This window comes from Ectopseudomonas composti (assembly GCF_900115475.1).
Lineage (GTDB): Bacteria > Pseudomonadota > Gammaproteobacteria > Pseudomonadales > Pseudomonadaceae > Aquipseudomonas > Aquipseudomonas composti.
In genome coordinates this window covers 14,485-36,347 of record NZ_FOWP01000004.1, presented here as the reverse complement: position 1 = coordinate 36,347, position 21,863 = coordinate 14,485, and the positions used below count along the sequence as shown (strand labels likewise).

Genomic DNA, 21,863 nt, shown 5'->3' with positions numbered 1-21,863 from the left:
ACAAAGGCGAAGCCCTCCAGCTTCGCCTTTTTTATTTGACCCAGTTGATCGATACGCCATGCAACACTGCGATTACCTCATCATCGGCGCCGGTATTGCTGGCGCATCCACCGGCTACTTTCTCGCCAACCACGGCAAGACGCTGCTGCTCGAGCGCGAGGCGCAGCCCGGTTATCACGCCACCGGCCGCTCGGCGGCACTGTACACCGTGGCCTACGGCACGCCGCAGGTACGCGCGCTAACCGCCGCCAGTCGCGCCTTTTACGATGCCCCACCAGCCGGTTTCGCCGAGCATCCGCTACTCACGCCGCGTGGCGAGTTGGTGGTGGATTTCAGCGGTGACGCCGCCGAGCTGCAGCGTCAGTACGTGCAGGCCCGCGAGCATGTCGCAGAGGCTCGCCTGCTCAACGCTGACGAAGCCTGCGCGCGGGTTCCGGTACTGCGCCGTGAGCTCGTGCATGGCGCATTGCTCGACCCCAGCGCTGCCGATATCGACACCGCAGCGCTGCACCAGGGCTACCTGCGCGGCATCCGCCAGCAAGGCGGGGAAGTTCACTGCAACCGCGACGTGCTCTCGATCAGCCGTCACGCCGACGGCTGGCAGGTGGATTGCGCCGGGCAACGCTACCGCGCGGCCGTGCTGATCAACGCAGCCGGCGCCTGGTGCGACGACATCGCCCACCTGGCCGGCCTACCCGGCATCGGCCTGCAGCCCAAGCGCCGTAGCGCCTTCACCTTCAGCGGCCCGGCAGGCATCGATTGTCAGCACTGGCCGGCACTGGTCAGCCTGGATGAGTCGTTCTACTTCAAGCCCGATGCCGGCCTCTTACTCGGCTCGCCAGCCAATGCCGACCTGGTGGCGCCGCATGACGTGCAGCCCGAGGAGCTGGACATCGCCCTGGGCATCCATCAGATCGAGGCGCACACAACCTTGCAGATTCGCCGCCCGGCGCATACCTGGGCCGGCCTGCGCAGTTTCGTCGCCGACGGCGATCTGGTCGGCGGCTTCGATCCCCAGGCCGAGGACTTCTTCTGGGTGGCGGCGCAGGGCGGCTATGGCATCCAGACCAGTGCAGCCATGGGCCAGGCCTGCGCAGCCTTGATTCGTCGGCAGCCGCTGCCGCCTTCGCTACAGCGGTTCGGCCTCAGCGAAGCGCTACTCAGTCCAGCACGGTTACCCACATGCAAGCGATGCTGATTCGACTGCTACAGGGACTGTGCCTGCTGCCGGGCACTGCCCTGTTCATCGGTCTGCTGACCTGCCAGTTACAGCACGCGTGCCAGGTAGTGGCCTGGCCGCTATTGGCAGAGCCGGATGGACATCTCGCCATTGAGCTGGTGCTGGCCTGCTTACCTGCGTTTGCGCTGTTTCTTCTGGCCGCCGCCTGCGGTCTTCTGCGGCGTGTGCCTCCCGTGATTGTCATGCTGGTGTTCAGCCTGTGCGGTGCACTTGCGGCGTACTGCGCCGTCAGCCTGCTCGCCAGCGCCTATGGCAATACCTGGACGCCAGGCGAGGTTTTCCACGAGTTGCTCCTGAGCAACCTGGGCTTGCTTGTGCTGGCACTGTCGCCAGGTCTGGGGCTGCTGGCACTGCTGGAATGGCTCAACCGCCCGCGCCCTTGAGCACGTTCTGCTCCCGCTCGGCCGCTTCTCCGTGCTTGGCCGAGCTGTCTGGCTCGCGACGGAAACCGTCATCCTTGTTCAGGCTCAACTCCAGCACGCGGTCCCGACCGCCTTCGGCTATCAGGTAGCGACCACTCTCCAGCGGCAGTATCGCCTGTGGCGCCTTGAGGAAGGACAGCACCGTGGTCTGCTCGCCCTGGGCATCGACCAGCAGCAGGCGGGCGCGATGGGTCGAGTCCTCGCTGATCCACAAACCCTGCTCGTCGCAGAGCATGAACGTCGGGTTGCGCAGGCCCTCGATCACCACCGGATCGCGGCCATCCTCGCGCAGCTCGCGAATCACCCCGGTTTCCTTTTCGCTGTAGAGCATGCGCCCGTCCGTGCAGCGGGTGATCGACTCGGTTTCCGACAGGTTGTCGCGCACCACGCTCAATTTCCGGTCATCCCAGCGGTAGCGCCACAGCCGGCCGTTGCCCTTGCGATCCTCGATGGCATACAGGTAATGGCCGTCATCCCACAGCCCCTGCACCTGGTCGCCCTCGAACAACTCGGAAACCCGCGTGCCCTGCAGGAAGCTGACCGGCTTGTCGCCCGACTCCTGGCTGAACACCAGGCCACCACGCGCGCTGAGCAGGCCATCGGGCTTGGACAGCCCGCCGACCACCACCTCGCGTTCACCATCGGGTTGCATCAGCAGAATGCTGCCCTGGCCATCCTGCAACTCCTGACTGACCAGAATGCCGCCACCTGGAGCCCGCGCCAGCCCGGCGGCCTTCTGCACGCCGTCGTAGGCGACGCGGTACGACCAGCCACTGGCGGCCTGCACCGGAAAGAAGTACTGCCAGGAGAAGAAAATCAAAGCGGCGGCGACCAACGCGGCAGCGGCCAACAGTGCGTTTTTCAGCAAACGCAGGGGCATGTTCATGGTTACAGACTCGCAAAGTGTTCGTAGAGAATCGTCGCACCAACCAGCATCAGTACCACACCACCGAGAATCTCGGCACGCTTGCCGACCAGTTGGCCCAGCATACGACCCAGCAACATGCCCAATGTCACCATCAGGGTGGTGGCCAGACCGATACAAAGTGCTGCGACCAGGATGTTCACCTCGACGAAGGCCAGGCTCACGCCAACGGCCAGCGCGTCGATACTGGTGGCCACCGCGGTGACGGCCAGCACCCAGAAGGAATGGCGCGAGGGCTTGTCTTCAGGCGCGTCGTCATCGGCGCTGAGCCCGGCGTGGATCATGTGTACACCGAGCCCGACCAGCAGCACGAAGGCGATCCAGTGATCCCATTCGAGGACGAAACGGCTGGCGGCCTGGCCGATCAGCCAGCCGATGATCGGCGTGATGGCCTCGATGGTGCCGAAGATCACCCCGGCACGCAGGGCTTCGGCAAAGCGCGGTTTGTGCAGACCCGAACCCCTGCCGATGGCAGCGGCGAAGGCATCCGTCGACATGGCGAAGGACAGAAGCAGTAGCGAAAGAGGATTCAAGGGAAACTCCAGCCGGACCTGAGTCAACGACAAGCCACTGCGCGCCCGACCTGGCACAGGACTGTCGTTGGTCTCACCAATCCCAGCGGATGCGTTGGCCACGGCAGGTTGCCGAGAATGTTGACCAACGCGCCGACGCTAGCGCGACGGCAGGCTACTCCCCAAAGAGGCGCGCAGGATACTCCCCCGTGCGCCGAGGAGGAAGTGGCGGAGCCCAGCAACCGCTCAGCGGTAGCGAACGCCGCCGCCTTGGCATCAGGTCTCGACGCCCTGCTCAATCGGCTTCTCTGGCTCCACCTGCGGCGCCTCGGCGTCCTGCTCCTGTTCCTTGTCGTCCTTGCCCAGAGCACGGTTGGTGGAGTCCTGCAGAGAGTCCACCTGGCGGTTGACCTCATCGACCACTTCGCCGACCGAGTCGTTAATCAGTGCCTGCGCCTCCTTCTTCGCCTCTTCGGCAAGCTTCTGTGCGGACTGCTCGGCAGCATCACAGCCAGCCAGGGTGATCAGCACCAGGCCCAATGCGGCAGGCGCCAGGCGGGTTTTCCAGTGTTTGTGCATCATGCTTCTCCGGTTTCAAGGGCCCGGCCAGGCGTCATGCATAGCCGGGCGAAAATCTGTGATCAGGTTGGCTCGGGAGACTGGCCGCGGGTCTTGTACAGCGACAGCAGCACGCCGCCGATCAGCAGGCCCAGGGTCACGCTCAGCGACACCACGGCCGGGATCTTGCCGATGATGCCGACCAGGAAGATCTTCGCGCCGATGAATACCAGTACCAGCGCCAGCGCGTACTTGAGGTAGGCGAAGCGGTGGATCAGCGCCGCCAGGGCGAAGTACAGGGCGCGCAGGCCGAGGATGGCGAAGATGTTCGAGGTGTAGACGATGAACGGATCCTGGGTGATGGCGAAGATCGCCGGCACGCTGTCGATGGCGAACATCAGGTCGGCGCACTCGATCAGGATCAGCGCCAGGAACAGCGGCGTCACCCACAGCACGCTGCGGCCCTTGCCATCGTCCTGGCGGACGAAGAAGCGCTCGCCATGCAGGTCGTCGGTCACACGCAAGTGCTTGCGCAGGAACTTCACCAGCACGTTGTTCTGCAGATCCGGCGCATCGTCGAGCTTGGAGAACAGCATCTTCACACCGGTGAAGAACAGGAAAACGCCGAACACGTAGAGGATCCAGCTGAACTCGTGGAGCAGCGCCGCGCCCAGGCCGATCATCAGCGCCCGCAGCACCAGCACGCCCATGATTCCCCAGAACAGCACCTTGTGCTGGTACTGCCGCGGGATCGCCAGGAAGCTGAAGATCATGGCCATGAGAAACACGTTGTCCATGGACAGCGATTTCTCGATCAGAAAGCCGGTGAGGTAATCCATGCTGGCGTCGCCGCCTTTCTGGAAGAACACCCAGACACCGAACAGCAGGCCTGCGCTGATGTAACCAGCGGACAGCAACAGGCTCTCGCGCACGCCGATTTCGCGGTTATCGCGATGCAGCACGCCAAGGTCGAAGGCCAACAGGGAGATGACGACAGCGATGAAGACCAGCCACAACCAGGTGGCCGTGCCGAGGAAGTCGGCGAAGAGAAACGGTTCTAGGGCAGTCATGAGCCCCTCCTACAGTCAGATTGAACAGACTGTGATTCCGACATCGCGGTATTAACCGCCAGAGGGGCCCGGCATCACGGGCGCCAATATATTCAGGCTGCGAACGCCACTCAACGGGGCGAATTTTACAAAGTATTTCCGGTTCTACGCCGCTACAGCGCCTGCTGCCGTCTTGTAGGAGCCAGCTTGCTGGCGATCAGCCGCCGGCACCAGGATCGCCCGCAAGCGAGCTCCTACGGGATTCGCTGTTTATCCGCAGGTTTCAGAACAAACCGAGCTGCCCGTCTACCAGCCGCTCGAACTCGCCGCCGACGAACGGCAGAATGGCATCGGCCACCGGTTTCAGTTGGCGGCTGATGTAGTGCTCGTAGTCCACCGGCGCCAGCAGACGCTCCAGCGGTTGCGGCCCGCCGGTGGTGATCAGGTAGCTGATCCAGCCGCCACGCTGGTACTGCAAGGGCCGGCCAAGACGCTGGTTATGTTCGTCGGCCAGGCGCGCAGCACGCACGTGCGGCGGCACGTTGCGCTGGTAGTCGTCCAGCCGCCGACGCAGTCGCTTGCGGTAGACCAGCAGCTCGTCCAGCTTGCCGGCCAGCGTGCGTTTCACGTAATCACGCACGTAGTCCTCGTACGGCAGCCCGGCGAACACCAAGCGGTACAGCTCCTGCTGGAAACGCTGGGCCAGCGGCGACCAGTCGGTACGTACCGTCTCCAGGCCCTTGAACACCATGCGTTCGCTGCCGCTGGCTTCGCTCACCAGGCCTGCGTAGCGCTTCTTGCTGCCCTCCTCGGTGCCACGGATGGTGGGCATGAGAAAGCGTCGGTAGTGGGTCTCGAACTGCAGCTCCAGCGCGCTGATCAAGCCGTACTCACGCTGCAGATGCTCGCGCCACCAGGCGTTGACGCGGGCCACCAGCGCGCGGCCGATGCGCGTTGCCTCGTCCTCGTCGTGGGCACGGCCGAGCCAGACGAACGTGGAATCTGTGTCGCCGTAGATCACCGCATGCCCCTCGGCTTCGATCAGCTCGCGGGTACGCTTCATGATCTGGTGCCCGCGCAAGGTGATCGACGAAGCCAGGCGCGGATCGAAGAAGCGACAACCGCTGGAACCGAGTACGCCGTAGAAGGCGTTCATGATGATCTTCAACGCCTGCGACAAGGCCGCATTGTCCTCGCGCTTGGCCGCCTCACGGCCCTGCCAGACGCGCTCGACGATGGCCGGCAGGCAATGCCGGGTGCGCGAGAAGCGCGCGCCGCGAAAGCCTTCCACCGAGTGTTCGTCATCCGGCTGGTGCAAGCCTTCGACCAGCCCCAGCGGGTCGATCAAAAAGCTGCGGATGATCGACGGATACAGGCTCTTGTAGTCCAGCACCAGCACCGAGTCGTAAAGGCCGGGACGCGAGTCCATGACGAAGCCGCCAGGGCTGTTCTCGCCACGAATGTCGCCAAGATTAGGCGCGACGAAGCCCAGGCGGTGCATGGGTGGCAGGTACAGGTGAGTGAAGGCCGCCACCGAGCCACCGCTGCGGTCAGCCGCCAGGCCGGTGACACTTGAGCGCTCCAGCAGGAAGGCGAGCAGATCGGTGTGGGCGAAGATGCGCGTGACCAGCTCGCAGTCCTTGAGGTTGTATAGCGCCAGCGCCGGCTTGTCCTCGTCGAACATGCGCTGGATCTCATCCATCCGCGCATAGGGCGTGTCGATGGCCTTGCCCTCGCCGAGCAACGTCTGCGCCACCGACTCCAGGCTGAACGAGGGGAAGCTCCAGGTCGCCGAACGCAGCGCCTCGATGCCATCGATGATCAGCCGCCCGGCCGCCTCGGCGAAGTAGTGCTGACTGCTGTTGTGCTGGCGCCAGCCCATCACGTCACCGCCACGCCCCAGCAGCAGTGGCACCTTGAACTGCTCGGCATGCTCGCGCAGCACACGCAGGTCGAACTGCACCAGGTTCCAGCCGATGATGGCGTCCGGATCATGCAGCGCCAGCCAGGTATTGAGGCGTTCGAGCAAGGCCTTGCGGCTGTCGCAGTACTCCAGGTCGAAGTCAACGATGCTGGCGTCGCCATTGGCCGGACCGAGCATATACACCTGGCGCTGACCGCAGCCTTCCAGGGCGATGGAATACAGCTCGCCCCGCGCGCTGGTTTCGATATCAAGCGAAACCAGGCGCAGCGTCGGGCGGTAATCAGGCGCGGGTTTGAGCGACTTGCATAGCAGGCTGCCGTCCTGCTGCTCAACGCCCTCGAAGCTGACGGAGGCGGTGATGAAACGCTCCATCAGGTAGCGATCTGGCGGACGGATATCGGCCTCGTAGACATCGACACCAACCTGGCGCAGCTTCTTCTCCAACTGCAGCAACTGGCGGTACTGACGGCAGTATAGGCCCAGCACCGGACGACGCTTGAAGTCGCGCAAGGCCAGCTCGCGCAGCTCGACGCCCGACTCGGCGCGCAGCAACGGCTCGGCCCAGGCGCGCTGCTCGACCGGGATGAAGGCCACCGACTCCTGGCACGGCAGGCGTATCTGGCGCGGGCCGGCATCGGTCGCCAGCCAGAAGGCCACTTCTGTGCCCTCCGCCGTGTCGCGCCAATGGCGGCTGAGCACGAAGCCTTGCTGGGGTTGCGTCATCATCTTTTCAGGCAAGCACGATCTGCCCCCTCTCCCGCTTGCGGGAGAGGGCTGGGGAGAGGGTGTGAGCTTTTCCCCTCTCCCCCGGCCCCTCTCCCATGAATGGGAGAGGGGAGAAAACAGCCTCTGCAGTTGCCCCTTACCTCGAACCAAACTGGCCGGCCATTCTACGCCAGCGGTTACAATGGCGCCTTTTCCGCGGAACAACGCGATGAGCCACATTCCTCCCTACGGCACCGGCGACGCCTCCTACCAGGCGGCTGGCGGTATCGACGGTCTGCGCAATCTGGTCGATGATTTCTACCGGCTGATGGACGAACGCCCCGAAGCCGCCGCCCTGCGCGCCCTGCACCCAGCCGACCTGAGCGCCTCGCGCGACAAGCTGGCGTGCTTTCTCAGCGACTGGCTGGGCGGGCCGCGTCTGTTCGCCGAGAAATACGGCAGCATCAGCATCCCGGCCTTCCATGCGCAGTGGCCAATCGACCAGGCGCTGGCCGAAAGCTGGCTGAGCTGCATGGCCGGCGCCATCGCCCTGCAGAACTATGCACCGGCCTTCGCCGACTACCTGCTGACCCAACTACGCGTCCCCGCCGAACGCTCGGTGCAGGCCAGCCAAAACCGTCACCGCAAGGAAACCCCAACATGAGCCTTGAGCTAATCATCGAAGACCTGCAACCCGGCGACGGCAAGGCCGTGGTCAAGGGTGCCCTGATCACCACCCAATATCGCGGCTGGCTGGCCGACGGCAGCGAGTTCGACTCATCCTGGTCGCGCGGCAAGCCGTTCCAGTGCGTGATAGGCAGCGGTCGTGTGATCAAGGGCTGGGACCAAGGGCTGATCGGTATGCAGGTGGGCGGCAAACGCAAGCTGCAGGTGCCGGCGCACTTGGGTTATGGCGAGCGCAGCATGGGCGCAATTCCGCCCAATTCTGACCTGACCTTCGAGATCGAACTGCTGGAAGTACTGACCCGCGATGACTGATACCGCCCTCGCCACCCTGCGCGAGCACCTGCTGCAGGCACTGGAAAATCACCCCGGCAGCGAGACTCGCCGCCTGTTCCACGGTCGCGGCCGCTGCTGGCCGGGGCTGGAGCAGATCACCGTCGACTGGCTGTCCGGCATGGTGCTGGTGATGCTGTTCCGCGAGCCGTCGCCAGCGCTAAGGCCGCTGCTCATGGAGTTGCTGGAAACGCCGCAATGGCAGGCCAGCGGCGCGCGCGGCCTGCTGCTGCAACATCGCTACGTGCAGGGCAGCGAGAGTGAATGGCTGGCCGGCGAGCCGCAGGCGCAATGGCCGATCATCGAGGACGGCCTGCACTACCTACTGGATCTGGGCAGCAAGCAGAACAGTGGCCTGTTCCTCGATATGCGTCTGGGCCGCCAGTGGGTGCGCGAGCAGGCTGACGACAAGCGCGTGCTCAACCTGTTCGCCTATACCTGCGGCTTCTCCGTGGCAGCTATCGCCGGCGGCGCTACGCACGTGGTCAACCTGGACATGGCGCGCGCCGCACTGTCACGCGGGCGTGACAACCATCGCCTGAACCAGCATGACCTGAGCCGAGTGGAGTTTCTCGGCCACGAGCTGTTCAAGTCCTGGGGCAAGGTGCGCAAGAGTGGGCCGTACGATCTGGTGATCATCGACCCGCCGAGCTTTCAGAAAGGCAGCTTCGCCCTCACCCAGGACTACGCCAAGATTCTCCGGCGCCTGCCTGAGCTGCTGACCGAGCGCGGCACGGTGCTGGCATGCGTCAATGACCCGGACATCGGCCCGGATTTCATTGTCGACGGCATGGCTGCAGAGGCATCGCAACTGCACTTCGTCGAGCGCCTGGAAAACCCAGCGGAGTTTCCCGACATCTCGCCCGAGAGCGGCCTGAAAGCGCTGGTGTTTCAACTGTAGCCCGGATGCAATCCGGGAATTGCTGGCCCCGGATGCAATCCAGCTACCGAATACCCAGGCGCCTGGCCAAGCGACTGAGGTTGGCGCGATCCACCCCCAACTCGCGCGCGGCATCGGCCCACTTGCCCTGATGGCGCGCCAGGCACTGTTCGATCACCTGACGCTGGAAGGCATCCACCGCCGCGCGCAGCTCCACCCCTTCCGGCACCGGCTCGCCAGACGCCAATACGGCCTCGACAGCGACGTTCTTCTCGCTAGCGGGCAAGTCCAGATCCTGCACATCCAGGCTGAGAATGCGCGGCCGCTCGCCATGGCGCGCCAGCGCCTTGATCGCTGCACGGCCGATCAGGTGCTCCAGCTCGCGCACGTTGCCTGGCCAGTCGTGACCCAGCAACGCCTTCTGCGCCTCGGCACTCAAGCGCAGGCTACGCAGACCGAGCCGGGCGCGATTTTCTTCGAGGAAATAACCAGCCAGCAGCAACACGTCACGGCCACGCTCGCGCAGTGGCGGCACCGGTAACGGATAGACGCTCAGGCGGTGATACAGATCAGCGCGAAACCGCCCGGCACGCACCTCCGCCGCCAGGTCACGATTGGTGGCAGCGATCACCCGCACGTCGACACGGTGCTCGCGATCCGAGCCGACCCGCTGCAACTGGCCGCTCTGTAGCACGCGCAGCAACTTGGCCTGGATCGCCAACGGCAGCTCGCCCACTTCATCGAGGAACAGGCTGCCGCCATCGGCCAACTCGAACTTGCCACTGCGCTCGCTCATCGCCCCGGAGAAGGCGCCGCGCACGTGGCCGAACAGCTCGCTCTCCACCAGTGCATCGGGCAGCGCCGCGCAGTTGATACTGACCAGCGGCCGTTGCGCACGCAGTGAGGCAGCGTGGATGGCCTCGGCCACCAGCTCCTTGCCAACGCCGGTCTCGCCAGTGATCAGCACGGTCAGCGGGCTGTCGCCGACCAGACGAATCTCGTCCTGCAGCTTGCGCAGCGCCGCGCTCTGCCCCACCAACTCGCGCGGTTGCTGGCGCGCCTGCTTGTACAGTTCGGTGAGCTGGCGCTCGGCTTCGACCCGCTGCGCCAGGCCGCTGATGCGCTGGCTGACCTTGACCGTGGCTGCCGCCAGGCTGGCGAAGGCTTCCAGGTTGTCCAGCTCGAAACGCCCGAAGCTGGCCGGGTCGAGCGAATCCAGGGTCAGCAGGCCCCAGAGCTGCTCATCCAGATACAGCGGGCAGCCGAGGCAATCGTGCACCTCCAGGTGGCCATGCAGCCCCTCGACCAGACCGTCATAGGGGTCAGGCAGGCCGCAATCAGCGGCGAAGCGGGTCGGCCCGGCGTGTTCCAGCAACGCGGCCAGACGCGGGTGTTCACTGACTCGGAAACGCCGCCCCAGGGTGTCCGGACTCAGCCCCTCGACCGCCAGTGGCACCAGCACCTCGCCGTCGAGTCGCAGCAGCGCCACGGCATCGCAAGGAAAGAGCTGGCGCAAGGCAGCAAGCAGCCGGCGGTAACGCTCACCGTCATCCAGCTCGCGGGACAGATCGGCGACCAGGGGTATCAAGGTTTCCAGCAGAGGATTAGCGGTCATTTCGACTACTCAAAGTCTTTATGACTCACACGCAAGGCGAGTCATTAATACAACAATAAAAGCAAGCCATTGATATTTAATGATTATTTATCTGGCACGCTTACTGATAGGTATCTCGCGCTAACGCTAGCACGCCACCACTGGCCAGACGAGCCACAGCGGCGTCTTTTATTTGCCTTGCGGAGATACCCCATGCTGACCCCTGCTCAACGCGACCTGATCAAAGCCACCGTGCCCCTGCTGGAAGGCGGCGGCGAAGCGCTGACCACCCATTTCTACCGGATGATGCTCAACGAGTACCCCGAGGTGCGCCCACTGTTCAACCAGGCGCACCAGGCCAGCGGTGACCAGCCGCGTGCACTGGCTAATGGCGTGCTGATGTACGCCCGCCATATCGACCGCCTCGAAGCCCTCGGCCCGCTGGTGCGCCAGGTGGTGAACAAGCACGTTGCCCTGCAGATCCTCCCCGAGCACTACCCCATCGTCGGCAGTTGCCTGCTGCGCGCGATCCGTGAAGTGCTGGGCGAAGAGATCGCCACCGACGCGGTGATCGAGGCTTGGGCCTTGGCCTACCAGCAACTGGCCGATATCTTCATCGGCGCCGAGGAACAGCTCTATACCGAGAATGCATCGGCGCCGGGCGGCTGGCGCGGCGCGCGGGCCTTCCGCGTGGCGCGCAAGGTCGTCGAGAGCGCCGAGATCACCTCGTTCCACCTGGTGCCGGTCGATGGCCGCGCGTTGCTCGACCATCAGCCTGGCCAGTACATCGGCATGCGCCTGCTGCTGGACGGCGAAGAAGTACGCCGCAACTACTCGCTATCGGCCCTGGCCAACGGCCGCGAATACCGCATCAGCGTCAAGCGCGAGCCGGGTGGCCGGGTGTCCAATCACCTGCACGATAACGTCCAGGTCGGCGACGAGCTGGAGCTATTCCCACCGTCAGGCGAGTTCACCCTGAGCGCCTCGGACAAGCCATTGGCCCTGATCAGCGCTGGCGTCGGCATCACTCCGGCGCTGGCCATGCTCGATGCCGCGCGGCACAGCGGCCGGCCGATCCACTTCATCCACTGCGCGCGCAATGCCGAGGTGCATGCCTTCCGCGACTGGGTCGACGCCCATGCCGCCGAACATCCGCAGATTCGCCACTACGTCTGCTACAGCGAACCGCGCGAGGGTGACACAGCTGACGCCACCGGTTTTCTGAGCCGCGATCTGCTAGCGCAATGGCTACCGGCCGAACGTAACCTGGACGCCTACTTCCTTGGCCCGAAACCGTTCATGGCCCAGGTAAAGCGCCACCTGCAGGCACTGGGTGTACCGGACGAGCAAAGCCGCTACGAGTTCTTCGGCCCGGCCTCGGCCCTGGATAGCTGATCGATGAGGAGGTGAACCATGTACCCGCTGAACCTGCCACCCGCGCACATCCTGCATCTGTCCAGCCAACTGCTCTGGAGCGGTCTGTTTCTGCTGCTTCTGGGACTGCTGGCGGCCTACGGCATGGAACGCTACCTGAACGTGCCGACACTGGTGCTGGCGCACAGCCTGACGCTGCTCGGTCCCAGCATCTTGAAGATCGGCTACGTGCTGCGCCTAATCGCGCAGGAACGTTTGAAAGAGGAGGCATGCTCTCATGCACTTGCTTGATCGCCAGCGGGCACTGGCCATCGCGCCGCTGTGGCGCCTGGGCTTTCGCTCGTTCTTCCTCGCTGGCGCGTCGTTCGCCCTGCTCGCCGTCGCCCTCTGGGCGGCGGTGCTGCATGGCGCACCGGGTCTGGCGGTGCCCGGCGGCATGCTGGCCTGGCATCGTCATGAGATGCCCTTTGGTTTCGGCCTGGCGATAATCGCCGGTTTTCTGCTCACCGCCGTACAGAACTGGACGGGCCGCCCAGGCCTGAACGGGCGGCCGCTGATCATGCTGTTCGGCGTGTGGCTAGCGGCACGTCTGGCCTGGTTCGCACCCGTACCGCTGGCGGTGCTGATTGCCTTGCAGCTGGCTTTCACCGGCCTGTTCATCACGCAGATGGCGCGCCAGCTGATCGCCGCGAGACAGCGCAACAACTACCCGATCCTGCTGGTGCTGAGCCTGCTCGCGCTATGCCAGTCACTCACTCTCGCCGGCCTGGCAATGGGCGACGACGGCTGGCAACGCCGTGGAGCGTTGGCCGCACTGTGGCTGATTGCGGTCATGCTGAGCCTGATCGGTGGGCGAGTCATTCCCTTCTTCACCCAGCGCGGCCTGGGCCGAACCGAGGCCTTCGCCGCCCATCCCTGGCTGGATCGTCTGTTGCTGGTCTGCGGTGTGCTGGTCGCGGTCTTGTTCGCCAGCGGGCATAACCTGCAGGCGAACTCATGGTTGGCCACGCCGTTCATCGTGCTGAGCGCGCTGCATGGCCAGCGCCTGTGGCGCTGGCACCTGCGCGGTATCTGGCGCGTGCCGCTGCTGTGGTCGCTGCACCTGGGCTACGCCTGGCTGCTGGTCGCCAGCCTCGGCATGGCCGCCTGGCACCTGGGCTGGCTGACGCAACCCAACCTGGCCAATCACGCGCTGGCGGTGGGGGCAATGGGCGGGCTGATCCTGGCGATGATGGCGCGGGTCAGCCTAGGCCATACCGGGCGTGCCCTGCAGTCGCCTAATGCGATGGCCTGGGCCTTTGGCCTGCTCAACTTGGGCGCGCTGATTCGGGTCTCGGCGGGCGGCAGTTGGTTATGGCTGGCAGCAATCTGTTGGGGCGCGTCCTTCGCGCTGTTCGTCGGGTATTACGCGCCGATACTTTGCCGGGCGCGGGTCGATGGACATCCGGGGTGAGTGGAGGAAATTTCGGTGCGCACGGCGCACCCTACGGGTCGGGTGCGATCAAACGGCCAGACCGTAGCCGGATGCAATCCGAGGCAACGATTTCCCGGATTGCATCCGGGCTACGTTTTTAAAGTAATGACATCAATCGACCAGCGTGCAGGCCATCACCAGCGCATCTTCGCGGCCACCCACGGCCGGGTAGTAATCGCGGCGGCGTCCCACTTCGTTGAAGCCAAAACGCTCGTACAGGCGGTAGGCACCCTGATTGCTGGCACGCACCTCAAGAAAGCACTCGCGCCCGCCCAGCTCATAGGCCTCTTTCATCAGGTGTTCGAGCAGACGCAGGCCAAGCCCACGGCCCTGACTTTCCGGCTTGACGGTGATATTGAGCAGGTGCGCTTCGTCAAGGATCAGGTTGATCACGCCGTGGCCAACCTGCTGGTTGCCTTCGAACATCAGCCAGCAGTTATAGGACTTGAGGCTGTCGGTGAAGATGCCGCGCGTCCAGGGGTGGCTGAAGGCGGCGTATTCGATCTTCAGCACAGCATCGAGATCCGCTTCGGTCATCGGGCGGAAGGTAATCGCATCGCTCATTGGGCGTAACTCAGGCACAAAGACGGGTGTTCTCAGGAGTGAGCAGGGGCTGACCAGCGTTGACGAACCCGCCGCATGGCCTGCCACAGTTCACGCTTGCGCGCCGGCTCTTCCATCAGCAGTTCCAGGCCCGGCAAGGCCCAGCAGGCGCCGAGGCCTTCGACCTGCAGCTCGCGGTTGTAACTGTGCTCATCGCCTTCGCCGGCAAAGCGAATGGCCGGCAGACCAACCAGCCACAGGCAGGCGCTGGGCTGTTCTTCGAGACGCGCGGCCACGAAACTCTGCACGAACTCCAGCGCCGCTTGCGGGCCTTGATCCATATTGCCGCGCACCAGCAGCGGCCAGCGCACCGGCTCGCCGAGCAGTTGCGGGCTGTCCGGCAGACCGGCGGCGCGCAGCAGATCCTTGAGCAGGATGTAAGCCGGGTCGCGGCTCTGGAATGGCTGGCCGGTGGGCAATTCCACCAGCAGGGCGCAGTCGCCGGCACGCAGCAACTGCAGGGAGAATCGCGGCGGTGGAACGCTGACGCGAAGCGGTTTTTCCTCGACTGGCTCCGGCTCTGTCGCTGGCACTTCGGCCGCCACCTGGCGCGGCTGGGCGCCCGGGCGCGGAATCTCGATCTTCGGCCGCACGACCGGCGCCTCGCGTACCGGCTCGGCCACTACGGCCACCGGTTCGCTCACGATAGCCAGCGGCGCTTCGGCAGGCGGCGGCGCAAGCAATTCGGCACGCGACGGCGCGGCAAAGGGCAGCTCGGTACGCGGGAGCCAGGTGGCCACCTGCATGGCATCGAGATAGGCGCGACGGCGCAGCTCGGCATTCAAACCAGAAGTATCCAGTGCAGTCATTTGATCGGGGGGCGATTGTCGCGTGAATCGAGGGGCGCGGATAGTCCCTGAGCGTCGCCCACCTGTTGCCGCAACAGGGTAATGAAGACCTGCGCCGGCGGGCTCAAGTAGCACGGCTTGCGCTGCAGCAGGCCGATGCTGCGCGCTGGCGCTTGGCTGAGCACGTGCACAGCGAGGCTGCCGTCGCTGTTGAAGGTATCGGCGACGCTGGCCGGCAGCAGAGCGAAACCCAACCCCGCACGCGCCAGCGCGGCCGCGCTGCTCATGTAGGCCACTTCCCAGGCAGGATCGCGCTGCAACCCCATACGCAGCAGGGTTTCATCGGCCATACCGCGCAGGCTGGTGTCGCGGGTGGTGGCAATGTAGTCCTGCTCACGTAACGCAGCGAGCAACGCCTTGCCGCGCAGGTGCTCTTGACCGCTTACCAACAGCACCAGGCTGTCGTCGTAGAGCGGCTGAAAATCCAGCGCGCCGAGGTCGTCAGCCGCCGAGGTAATAGCGAAATCCACCTCAGCCGCACTCACCCACTGGCGGATTTCCCCGGCGCGGCCGTCGTGCAGGCTGATGTCGATACCGGGATAGCGTCGCCGGTATTCCTGCATCACCCGTGGCAGGGGCTCGATGGCCACCGACGGCAAGACAGCGATGCGTAGCGAGCCACTCTCCAGATGCAATTGCTCGTGCGCGTCGTGCACGGCGTTGTCCATGTCACGCAGCAAGCGACGAGCCTGTTCGAGAAAACGCAGGCCGGCGGCGGTCAGCTCCACACTGCGCGTGTTGCGCGCCAGCAGCGTCAAGCCGAGGGCATCCTCGAGTTTGCGCAGGCTGTAGCTGAGCGCCGGTTGCGACAGGTGAACCTGCTCGGCGGCGCGACTGAAACTGCGGTGTTCGGCAATCAGGACGAAGGCCTGAAGCTGGCGAAAGCTGATGTCCATGGCTCGGCAACTTATAAAATTCTCTTATTAATTCATATCACATTTCGAATTCACAACTAAATCCACAGGCATCACCCTTGCTGCATATCTGACCGTGAGATGGATCGACAATGACCACAACAGTCCATATCGGGTGCGGCGCGGGCTTCGCCAATGATCGCCCCGATGCCGCGCTGGCTCTGGCCAACGACCTCGCCGGTCGCGACGGCCGACGCTTCCTGTTCTTCGAACTGCTGGCCGAGCGCACCTTGGCCGAAGCCCAGCTACGCCGCCTCAACGATGCCCAAAGCGGCTATGCCCTGCGCCTGTTCGACTTCCTCGAACCGGTACTGGAGACCTGCCTGGACGCAGGCATCGCCATCGTTACCAACGGTGGCGCTGCCAACCCCACCGCCGCCGCCACGCGCCTGCGCCAGCAGTTGCAGGGCACGCGTCACGCTTCGGCACGCATCGCCTGCGTACTGGGCGACGACCTGCTCGGCAGCGATATCGATCTGCAGCAGTGGCTGCCCGCACAACTCGACGGCGAAGTGGTCTCGGTCAATGTCTACAGCGGTGCCGATGGCATCGTCCAGGCGCTGGATCAGGGCGCCGACATCGTCCTCTGCGGCCGCGTTGCCGACCCCAGCCTGGCGGTCGGACCGCTGCGCCATGCCTTCGGCTGGCAGGCCCATGAGTGGGACCGCATCGCCCAGGCCACGGCAGTCGGTCACCTGCTCGAATGCTGTACCCAAGTCAGCGGCGGTTACTTCGCTCACCCAGGCCTGAAGGACGTACCGGACCTGGCCAATGTCGGCTGCCCTATCGCCAGCGTATCGGCCGAGGGACAGATCGTCATCGGCAAGGCGGCCGGCACCGGAGGCTGCGTCACCGAACGCACGATCAAGGAACAACTGCTCTACGAGGTCCACGACCCGGCCAGCTACCTGACACCGGACGTGATCATGGACCTGAGCCAGGTTCATGTCCGGCAGATCGCAACCGATCAGGTGGTGGTCGAGGGTGTGCGCGGCAAACCGCAGCCAACGCACCTCAAGGGCCTGGTCGGCCTGCGCGGCAAGTGGTTCGCCGAAGCGGAGATTTCCTACGCGGGCCCTGGCGCCGTGGCTCGCGCAGCGCTGGCGCGCGACATCCTGCTGCAGCGCTGCACCAAGCTGGCGCCGCAGCTCACGCCATGGATCGATGTGATCGGCGTTGCCAGTCTGTTCAACGACACTGGCGGTCAGTGGCTGCAGCAGCGCCTGGCCCAGGCGCCCGATTGCCAGGACGTGCGCCTGCGCATCAGTTTCCTGGACCGTGACAAGCCCCTGCTGGAACGCCTGTTGCTCGATGCCGAATCGCTCTACACCAACGGCCCCGCCGGCGGTGGCGGCGTACGCCGGCATATCGGCGAATCCCTCGGTACCGCCAGTTTCCTCATCGAACGCACTGCGGTGCGGCAACAGCTGGAGTGGTTCTGATGACCGATGTACTGCTGTGCGACTACGCCCACGCCCGTGCTGGCGACAAGGGCAATACCCTGAGCGTGGCGGTGTTCGCCTTCGCTGCCGAGCACTATGCCTGGCTGGCCCGTGAGCTGACCTGCGAACGGGTGGCCGGCTGCCTGAACCACCGCGCCATTGGCACGGTGAAACGCTACGAGCTGCCGAACCTGGGCGGCCTCAACTTCGTGGTGGAGAACGCACTGGAAGGTGGCGTCAACGCCAGCCCCGGGCTGGACCGTCACGGCAAGAGCCTGAGTTACGCCCTGCTCGGCCTGAGGCTACCGCCTCCGGACTGAACCGTCATTTCACCCCGCCTCCAACAATAACAACACCGGAGAGATCGACATGATCACCGCCCTGGGCTTCGGCCTGATGTTTGTCATCGTCACCCTGATCCTGCTGCGTCGGATCAGCCCACTGGTCGCCTTCGTCACCCTACCGGTAATCGCCTGCGCCATCGCCGGTTTCGGCCTGAACGAGATCGGCAAGTTCGCCACCGACGGGCTCAAGGCCGTAGCACCGACCGCCACACTGTTCATCTTCGCCATCCTCTATTTCGGCATCATGCGCGAGCGTGGCCTGTTCGCGCCGCTGGTCAACTTCCTGCTACGCAGCACCGGCGGCAAGCCGCTGGCGGTAGCGGTGGTCACCGTTGCCGTGACGGCAGTGACCCACCTGGACGGCATCGGCGCCGCGACCTTCCTGCTGGTGATTCCGGCCCTGTTGCCGCTGTACCTGCGCCTGGGCATGAAACGCGAAATGCTGCTGTGCCTGGTGGTGCTCAGCGCCGGGGTGATGAACATGGTGCCCTGGGGCGGCACTACGGCGCGCGCCTCAGCGGTGACCGGCATCGACGCCTCGCAGCTGTGGATCTCGCTGATTCCCGTGCAGGCGGTAGGCCTGGCACTGGTCATGGCCCTGGCCGTATTCCTTGGTCTGCGTGCCCAACGCAGCTTCCATGGCTATGCCGTGGTCGCCGGCCACGAAGCCGCGCAGACGGCTGAACCTGGCGATGACAGCCATCAATTGAGCCCAATGAACTGGCGCTACTGGGCCAACCTGGCGCTGACCCTGATCATTCTCATCTGCCTGTTCACTGGCGCCTTTCCGCTGTTCGCCTGCTTCATGGTCGGCCTCGGCGTCGCCCTGGTGCTCAACTACCCGAGCCTGGCGGAGCAGAACCAGGCCGTACTGCGCCACGCCAGCGATGCCATGCAGATGGCCCTGGTGATGCTCGCGGCCGGCATCCTGCTCGGCGTGCTGTCCGGCGCCGGCATGTCCGATGGCATGGCGCACTGGATGATCAACGTCCTGCCCGAAGGCTCAGCCAACTGGCTGCACGTGATCATCGGCGCCTTCGGCGTGCCGCTGGGCATGCTGTTCTCGCCGGACGCCTACTACTTCGCCCTGCTGCCAGTGATTCGCGATGTCGCTGTGGCTGCAGGTGTCGATGCCCAAGCCGTGGCCAGCGCCATGCTGATCGGCGAGAACACCGGTTTCGGCATCAGCCCGGTAGTGCCGAGCGTTTACCTGGCCATCGGCCTGGCCGGCGTCGAGCTATACAAACACATCCGCTATACCGTGCTGTGGGCCTGGGGCATCAGCCTGGTGATGCTGGCAGCGGCAGTGCTGTTTGGTGTGGTGACAATCTGAGACTGCTCCGAAACGAAAAAAGGATCGCCGAGGCGATCCTTTTTTCATTCTGCAGGGCGAATCAGGCAGGCTGATTCCACGGGCGGTCGCCGTGCTCATCCTTGATGCGGGTGGGCAGGCCCATCACATCAAGCAGCTTGAGGAACGGCTCGGCCGGCAGCTCTTCGACGTTGACCATGCGCTTGGCATCCCACTCGCCACGCGCGACCAGCAGCGCGGCGGCGACCGGCGGCACGCCGGCGGTGTAGGAGATGCCCTGGCTGTCGGTCTCGGCAAAGGCGTCTTCGTGGTCGGCCACGTTGTAGATGAACAGCTCGCGCGGCTGGCCATCCTTGGTGCCTTTGACCAGATCACCGATGCAGGTCTTGCCGGTGTAGCCCGGCGCCAGCGAGGCGGGATCGGGCAGCACGGCCTTGACCACTTTCAGCGGCACCACTTCAAGACCTTCGGCGGTCTTGACCGGTTGCTCGGAGAGCAGGCCGAGGTTTTTCAGCACGGTGAACACGTTGATGTAGTGGTCGCCGAAGCTCATCCAGAAACGCACGTTCGGTACGTCGAGGTGCTTGGACAGCGAGTGCACCTCGTCATGGCCGGTCAGGTACAGGTTCTGCTCGCCCACAACCGGCAGATCGTCGGTGCGTTTGACTTCGAACATACTGTTGCTGGTCCACTGGCTGTTCTGCCAGCTGTAGACCGTGCCGGTGAATTCGCGGAAATTGATTTCCGGGTCGAAATTGGTGGCGAAGTACTTGCCGTGCGAGCCGGCGTTGACGTCGAGGATGTCGATCGACTCGATCGTGTCGAAGTACTGTTGTTGCGCCAGAGCGGCATAGGAGTTGACCACGCCCGGGTCGAAGCCGACGCCGAGGATGGCGGTCACGCCCTTGTCCTGGCATTCGGCCAGGTGCTTCCACTCGTAGTTGCCGTACCACGGCGGGGTTTCACAGATCTTGCTCGGATCTTCGTGGATAGCGGTGTCCAGGTAGGCGACGCCGGTGTCGATACAGGCGCGCAGCACGGACATGTTGAGGAACGCCGAGCCGACGTTGATGACGATCTGCGATTCAGTCTCGCGGATCAGTGCCTTGGTCGCGTCCACGTCCAGGGCGTTCAGCGCATAGGCGTTGATCTCGCCGGGCTGCTTGAGGCCGCCCTTGGCCTGCACGCTGTCGATGATGGCCTGGCATTTGGAGATGTTGCGCGACGCAATTGCAATGCGACCTAACTCGTCATTGTGTTGCGCGCACTTATGGGCCACCACCTTGGCAACACCTCCTGCACCAATGATCAGAACATTCTTCTTCAATTGTTTCACCTCCAGGGAACTGCGTTGTTGAAAGCGTTTTGATGCGTATTCTGGGTGGTGGGCTGAAGCCCACCCTACGGCGTGCCCATGTTGGTAGGGTGGGCCGGGCGGCGCTCCGCTTCAGCCCCGTAGGGTGGGCTTTAGCCCACCACCACGAAGTTACGACAGACTGGACAGGTAGTCGTCGAACTCGAACTTGCGAGCCACCTCGACACTACCGTCGAGTTGTTTCACCACGATGGACGGCATCTTCAGGCCGTTGAACCAGTTCTTCTTGACCATGGTGTAACCGGCGGCGTCGATGAACGACAGGCGATCACCGATCTGCAGCGGTTTGTCGAACTGGTACTCGCCAAAGATATCGCCGGCCAGGCAGGATTTGCCGCACACCATATAGGTGTGCTCACCGTCGTTCGGCGCCATCTTGGCGTTGAGGCGGTAGATCAGCAGATCGAGCATGTGCGCTTCGATAGAGCTGTCGACCACGGCCAGGTGCTTGCCGTTGTACAGGGTGTCGAGCACGGTGACTTCCAGCGAGGCGCTCAGGGTGATCGCCGCTTCGCCCGGTTCCAGGTACACCTGAACGCCGTATTTTTCGGAGAAGGCTTTCAGCCGTGCGCAGAAGGCATCGATCGGATAACCCTCGCCAGTGAAGTGGATGCCGCCGCCGAGGCTGACCCACTCGACCTGGGCAATCAGGTGACCGAAGCGCTCCTCGATGGTGGTCAGCATCTTGTCGAACAGCTCGAAGCTGCCGTTCTCGCAGTTGTTGTGGAACATGAAGCCGGAAATCTGCCCCATGACCTGTTCGATCTTGGCCGGGTCCCACTCGCCCAGGCGGCTGAACGGACGCGCCGGGTCGGCCAGCAGATAGTCCGAGCTGCTCACCTGCGGGTTGACGCGCAGGCCACGGATGGTGCCCTCGGTACGCTCGGCGAAGCGTTCGAGCTGGCCAATGGAGTTGAAGATGATCTTGTCGCAGTTGGCGACCATCTCTTCGATCTCGTCGTCGGCCCAGGCCACGCTGTAGGCGTGGGTTTCGCCGGCGAACTTCTGCCGACCGAGCTTCAGCTCATACAGCGAGCTGGAGGTGGTGCCGTCCATGTATTGCTGCATCAGGTCGAACACCGACCAGGTGGCGAAGCATTTCAGCGCCAGCAGCGCCTTGGCGCCGGAGTTCTCGCGCACATAGGCGATCTTCTCCAGGTTGACCAGCAGCTTCTGTTTGTCGATGAGGTAGTACGGCGTCTGGATCATGTCGTCGCCCCAGCAAGGTCGGCCAGTGGGAAGCGCAATGGCCCCCCGGAAAAAAGTGGACGCGAATTGTGCCGATAACCGACGCATATCGAAAGGGTATTGGGGATTTTTTGTACAACCGGTAATTGCCAGCGCCCCGAAG

Annotated in this window: 22 protein-coding genes and 1 riboswitch; of the genes, 11 read left to right on the top strand and 11 right to left on the bottom strand. The window is 64.2% G+C overall.

What is annotated here, in order from left to right; all coding sequences use genetic code 11:
- Positions 1 to 58 precede the first annotated feature (58 nt).
- Entirely contained in the window at positions 59 to 1,198 is a 1,140-nt protein-coding gene (locus tag BM059_RS08610) for an NAD(P)/FAD-dependent oxidoreductase (protein WP_074938021.1), read from the top strand.
- Entirely contained in the window at positions 1,183 to 1,623 is a 441-nt protein-coding gene (locus BM059_RS08605) for a hypothetical protein (RefSeq protein WP_241766080.1), read from the top strand. The genes BM059_RS08610 and BM059_RS08605 overlap by 16 nt, the downstream gene beginning before the upstream one ends.
- Here the strand turns inward: BM059_RS08605 and BM059_RS08600 are convergent.
- The 5 genes from BM059_RS08600 to BM059_RS08580 all read right to left on the bottom strand — a co-directional run bounded on the left by BM059_RS08600 (position 1,604) and on the right by BM059_RS08580 (position 7,353).
- Positions 1,604 to 2,548, bottom strand: a complete 945-nt coding sequence (locus BM059_RS08600) for a hypothetical protein (RefSeq protein ID WP_244154396.1) — start codon at positions 2,546 to 2,548, stop codon at positions 1,604 to 1,606. The two genes, BM059_RS08605 and BM059_RS08600, sit on opposite strands and share 20 nt — an antisense overlap.
- A gap of 2 nt (positions 2,549 to 2,550) precedes the next feature.
- The gene (gene mntP / locus BM059_RS08595; RefSeq protein ID WP_074938019.1) at positions 2,551 to 3,120 is read right to left on the bottom strand and encodes a manganese efflux pump MntP; all 570 of its coding nucleotides are present in this window, start codon (positions 3,118 to 3,120) and stop codon (positions 2,551 to 2,553) included.
- A 5-nt stretch (positions 3,121 to 3,125) separates the two neighbouring features.
- Positions 3,126 to 3,298, bottom strand: a riboswitch (yybP-ykoY riboswitch).
- A gap of 77 nt (positions 3,299 to 3,375) precedes the next feature.
- Positions 3,376 to 3,678 (bottom strand): hypothetical protein, encoded by a 303-nt coding sequence (locus BM059_RS08590; protein ID WP_051563877.1) that lies wholly within the window; start codon positions 3,676 to 3,678, stop codon positions 3,376 to 3,378.
- Positions 3,679 to 3,740: 62 nt separating this feature from the next.
- A complete protein-coding gene (locus tag BM059_RS08585) occupies positions 3,741 to 4,727 on the bottom strand; it encodes a TerC family protein (protein WP_074938017.1) in 987 nt (328 codons plus the stop codon).
- Positions 4,728 to 4,989: 262 nt separating this feature from the next.
- Positions 4,990 to 7,353, bottom strand: a complete 2,364-nt coding sequence (locus BM059_RS08580) for a DNA polymerase II (RefSeq protein WP_208606098.1) — start codon at positions 7,351 to 7,353, stop codon at positions 4,990 to 4,992.
- A gap of 211 nt (positions 7,354 to 7,564) precedes the next feature.
- Here BM059_RS08580 and BM059_RS08575 point away from each other — a divergent pair, with 211 nt between their 5' ends.
- From BM059_RS08575 to BM059_RS08565, 3 genes are read left to right on the top strand one after another with little or no spacing between them, the layout of a single operon-like run.
- Complete coding sequence (locus tag BM059_RS08575; protein ID WP_208606097.1) at positions 7,565 to 7,999, top strand: group II truncated hemoglobin; 435 nt, start codon at positions 7,565 to 7,567, stop codon at positions 7,997 to 7,999.
- Positions 7,996 to 8,334: an FKBP-type peptidyl-prolyl cis-trans isomerase gene (locus BM059_RS08570; RefSeq protein ID WP_036998640.1), complete on the top strand. Its 339-nt coding sequence runs from the start codon at positions 7,996 to 7,998 to the stop codon at positions 8,332 to 8,334. Before BM059_RS08575 ends, BM059_RS08570 begins: the two co-directional genes overlap by 4 nt.
- Complete coding sequence (locus tag BM059_RS08565; protein WP_074938011.1) at positions 8,327 to 9,253, top strand: class I SAM-dependent methyltransferase; 927 nt, start codon at positions 8,327 to 8,329, stop codon at positions 9,251 to 9,253. The genes BM059_RS08570 and BM059_RS08565 overlap by 8 nt, the downstream gene beginning before the upstream one ends.
- A 43-nt stretch (positions 9,254 to 9,296) precedes the next feature.
- Here the strand turns inward: BM059_RS08565 and norR are convergent, their stop codons facing one another.
- Positions 9,297 to 10,847 (bottom strand): nitric oxide reductase transcriptional regulator NorR, encoded by a 1,551-nt coding sequence (norR, locus tag BM059_RS08560; protein ID WP_074938010.1) that lies wholly within the window; start codon positions 10,845 to 10,847, stop codon positions 9,297 to 9,299.
- Positions 10,848 to 11,039: 192 nt separating this feature from the next.
- On the opposite strand from norR, the gene hmpA reads away from it, so the two are divergent.
- From hmpA to BM059_RS08545, 3 genes are read left to right on the top strand one after another with little or no spacing between them, the layout of a single operon-like run.
- Positions 11,040 to 12,221: an NO-inducible flavohemoprotein gene (hmpA, locus tag BM059_RS08555; protein WP_074938008.1), complete on the top strand. Its 1,182-nt coding sequence runs from the start codon at positions 11,040 to 11,042 to the stop codon at positions 12,219 to 12,221.
- Positions 12,222 to 12,239: 18 nt separating this feature from the next.
- Positions 12,240 to 12,491, top strand: coding sequence for a hypothetical protein (locus BM059_RS08550; protein WP_036998632.1), 252 nt, complete (start codon positions 12,240 to 12,242; stop codon positions 12,489 to 12,491).
- A complete protein-coding gene (locus BM059_RS08545; RefSeq protein WP_074938006.1) occupies positions 12,478 to 13,653 on the top strand; it encodes an NnrS family protein in 1,176 nt (391 codons plus the stop codon). The genes BM059_RS08550 and BM059_RS08545 overlap by 14 nt, the downstream gene beginning before the upstream one ends.
- A 132-nt stretch (positions 13,654 to 13,785) precedes the next feature.
- Here BM059_RS08545 and rimI read toward each other — a convergent pair whose 3' ends face one another.
- Genes rimI through BM059_RS08530 form a run of 3 tightly spaced genes read right to left on the bottom strand, consistent with a single transcriptional unit; the run spans position 13,786 to position 16,021 of the window.
- Positions 13,786 to 14,238 carry a ribosomal protein S18-alanine N-acetyltransferase gene (gene rimI / locus BM059_RS08540; protein WP_074938005.1) on the bottom strand — a complete coding sequence of 151 codons (453 nt, stop codon included), beginning with the start codon at positions 14,236 to 14,238 and terminating at the stop codon, positions 13,786 to 13,788.
- Positions 14,239 to 14,270: 32 nt separating this feature from the next.
- On the bottom strand, positions 14,271 to 15,062 hold the full coding sequence (locus BM059_RS08535; RefSeq protein WP_139220725.1) for an energy transducer TonB: 792 nt from the start codon (positions 15,060 to 15,062) through the stop codon (positions 14,271 to 14,273).
- 20 nt (positions 15,063 to 15,082) lie between these two features.
- Positions 15,083 to 16,021 (bottom strand): LysR family transcriptional regulator, encoded by a 939-nt coding sequence (locus BM059_RS08530; protein ID WP_074938003.1) that lies wholly within the window; start codon positions 16,019 to 16,021, stop codon positions 15,083 to 15,085.
- Between the two features lie 110 nt (positions 16,022 to 16,131).
- On the opposite strand from BM059_RS08530, the gene BM059_RS08525 reads away from it, so the two are divergent.
- From BM059_RS08525 to BM059_RS08515, 3 genes are read left to right on the top strand one after another with little or no spacing between them, the layout of a single operon-like run.
- Positions 16,132 to 17,481 (top strand): acyclic terpene utilization AtuA family protein, encoded by a 1,350-nt coding sequence (locus BM059_RS08525; protein WP_074938001.1) that lies wholly within the window; start codon positions 16,132 to 16,134, stop codon positions 17,479 to 17,481.
- On the top strand, positions 17,481 to 17,801 hold the full coding sequence (locus tag BM059_RS08520) for an AtuA-related protein (RefSeq protein WP_036998623.1): 321 nt from the start codon (positions 17,481 to 17,483) through the stop codon (positions 17,799 to 17,801). Before BM059_RS08525 ends, BM059_RS08520 begins: the two co-directional genes overlap by 1 nt.
- A 49-nt stretch (positions 17,802 to 17,850) precedes the next feature.
- Positions 17,851 to 19,158 carry a CitMHS family transporter gene (locus tag BM059_RS08515; RefSeq protein ID WP_074937999.1) on the top strand — a complete coding sequence of 436 codons (1,308 nt, stop codon included), beginning with the start codon at positions 17,851 to 17,853 and terminating at the stop codon, positions 19,156 to 19,158.
- Between the two features lie 61 nt (positions 19,159 to 19,219).
- On the opposite strand, the gene BM059_RS08510 is transcribed toward BM059_RS08515, so the two are convergent.
- The gene (locus BM059_RS08510; RefSeq protein ID WP_074937997.1) at positions 19,220 to 20,464 is read right to left on the bottom strand and encodes a saccharopine dehydrogenase family protein; all 1,245 of its coding nucleotides are present in this window, start codon (positions 20,462 to 20,464) and stop codon (positions 19,220 to 19,222) included.
- A 159-nt stretch (positions 20,465 to 20,623) separates the two neighbouring features.
- Positions 20,624 to 21,721 carry a carboxynorspermidine decarboxylase gene (locus BM059_RS08505; protein ID WP_036998618.1) on the bottom strand — a complete coding sequence of 366 codons (1,098 nt, stop codon included), beginning with the start codon at positions 21,719 to 21,721 and terminating at the stop codon, positions 20,624 to 20,626.
- Positions 21,722 to 21,863: the final 142 nt, after the last annotated feature.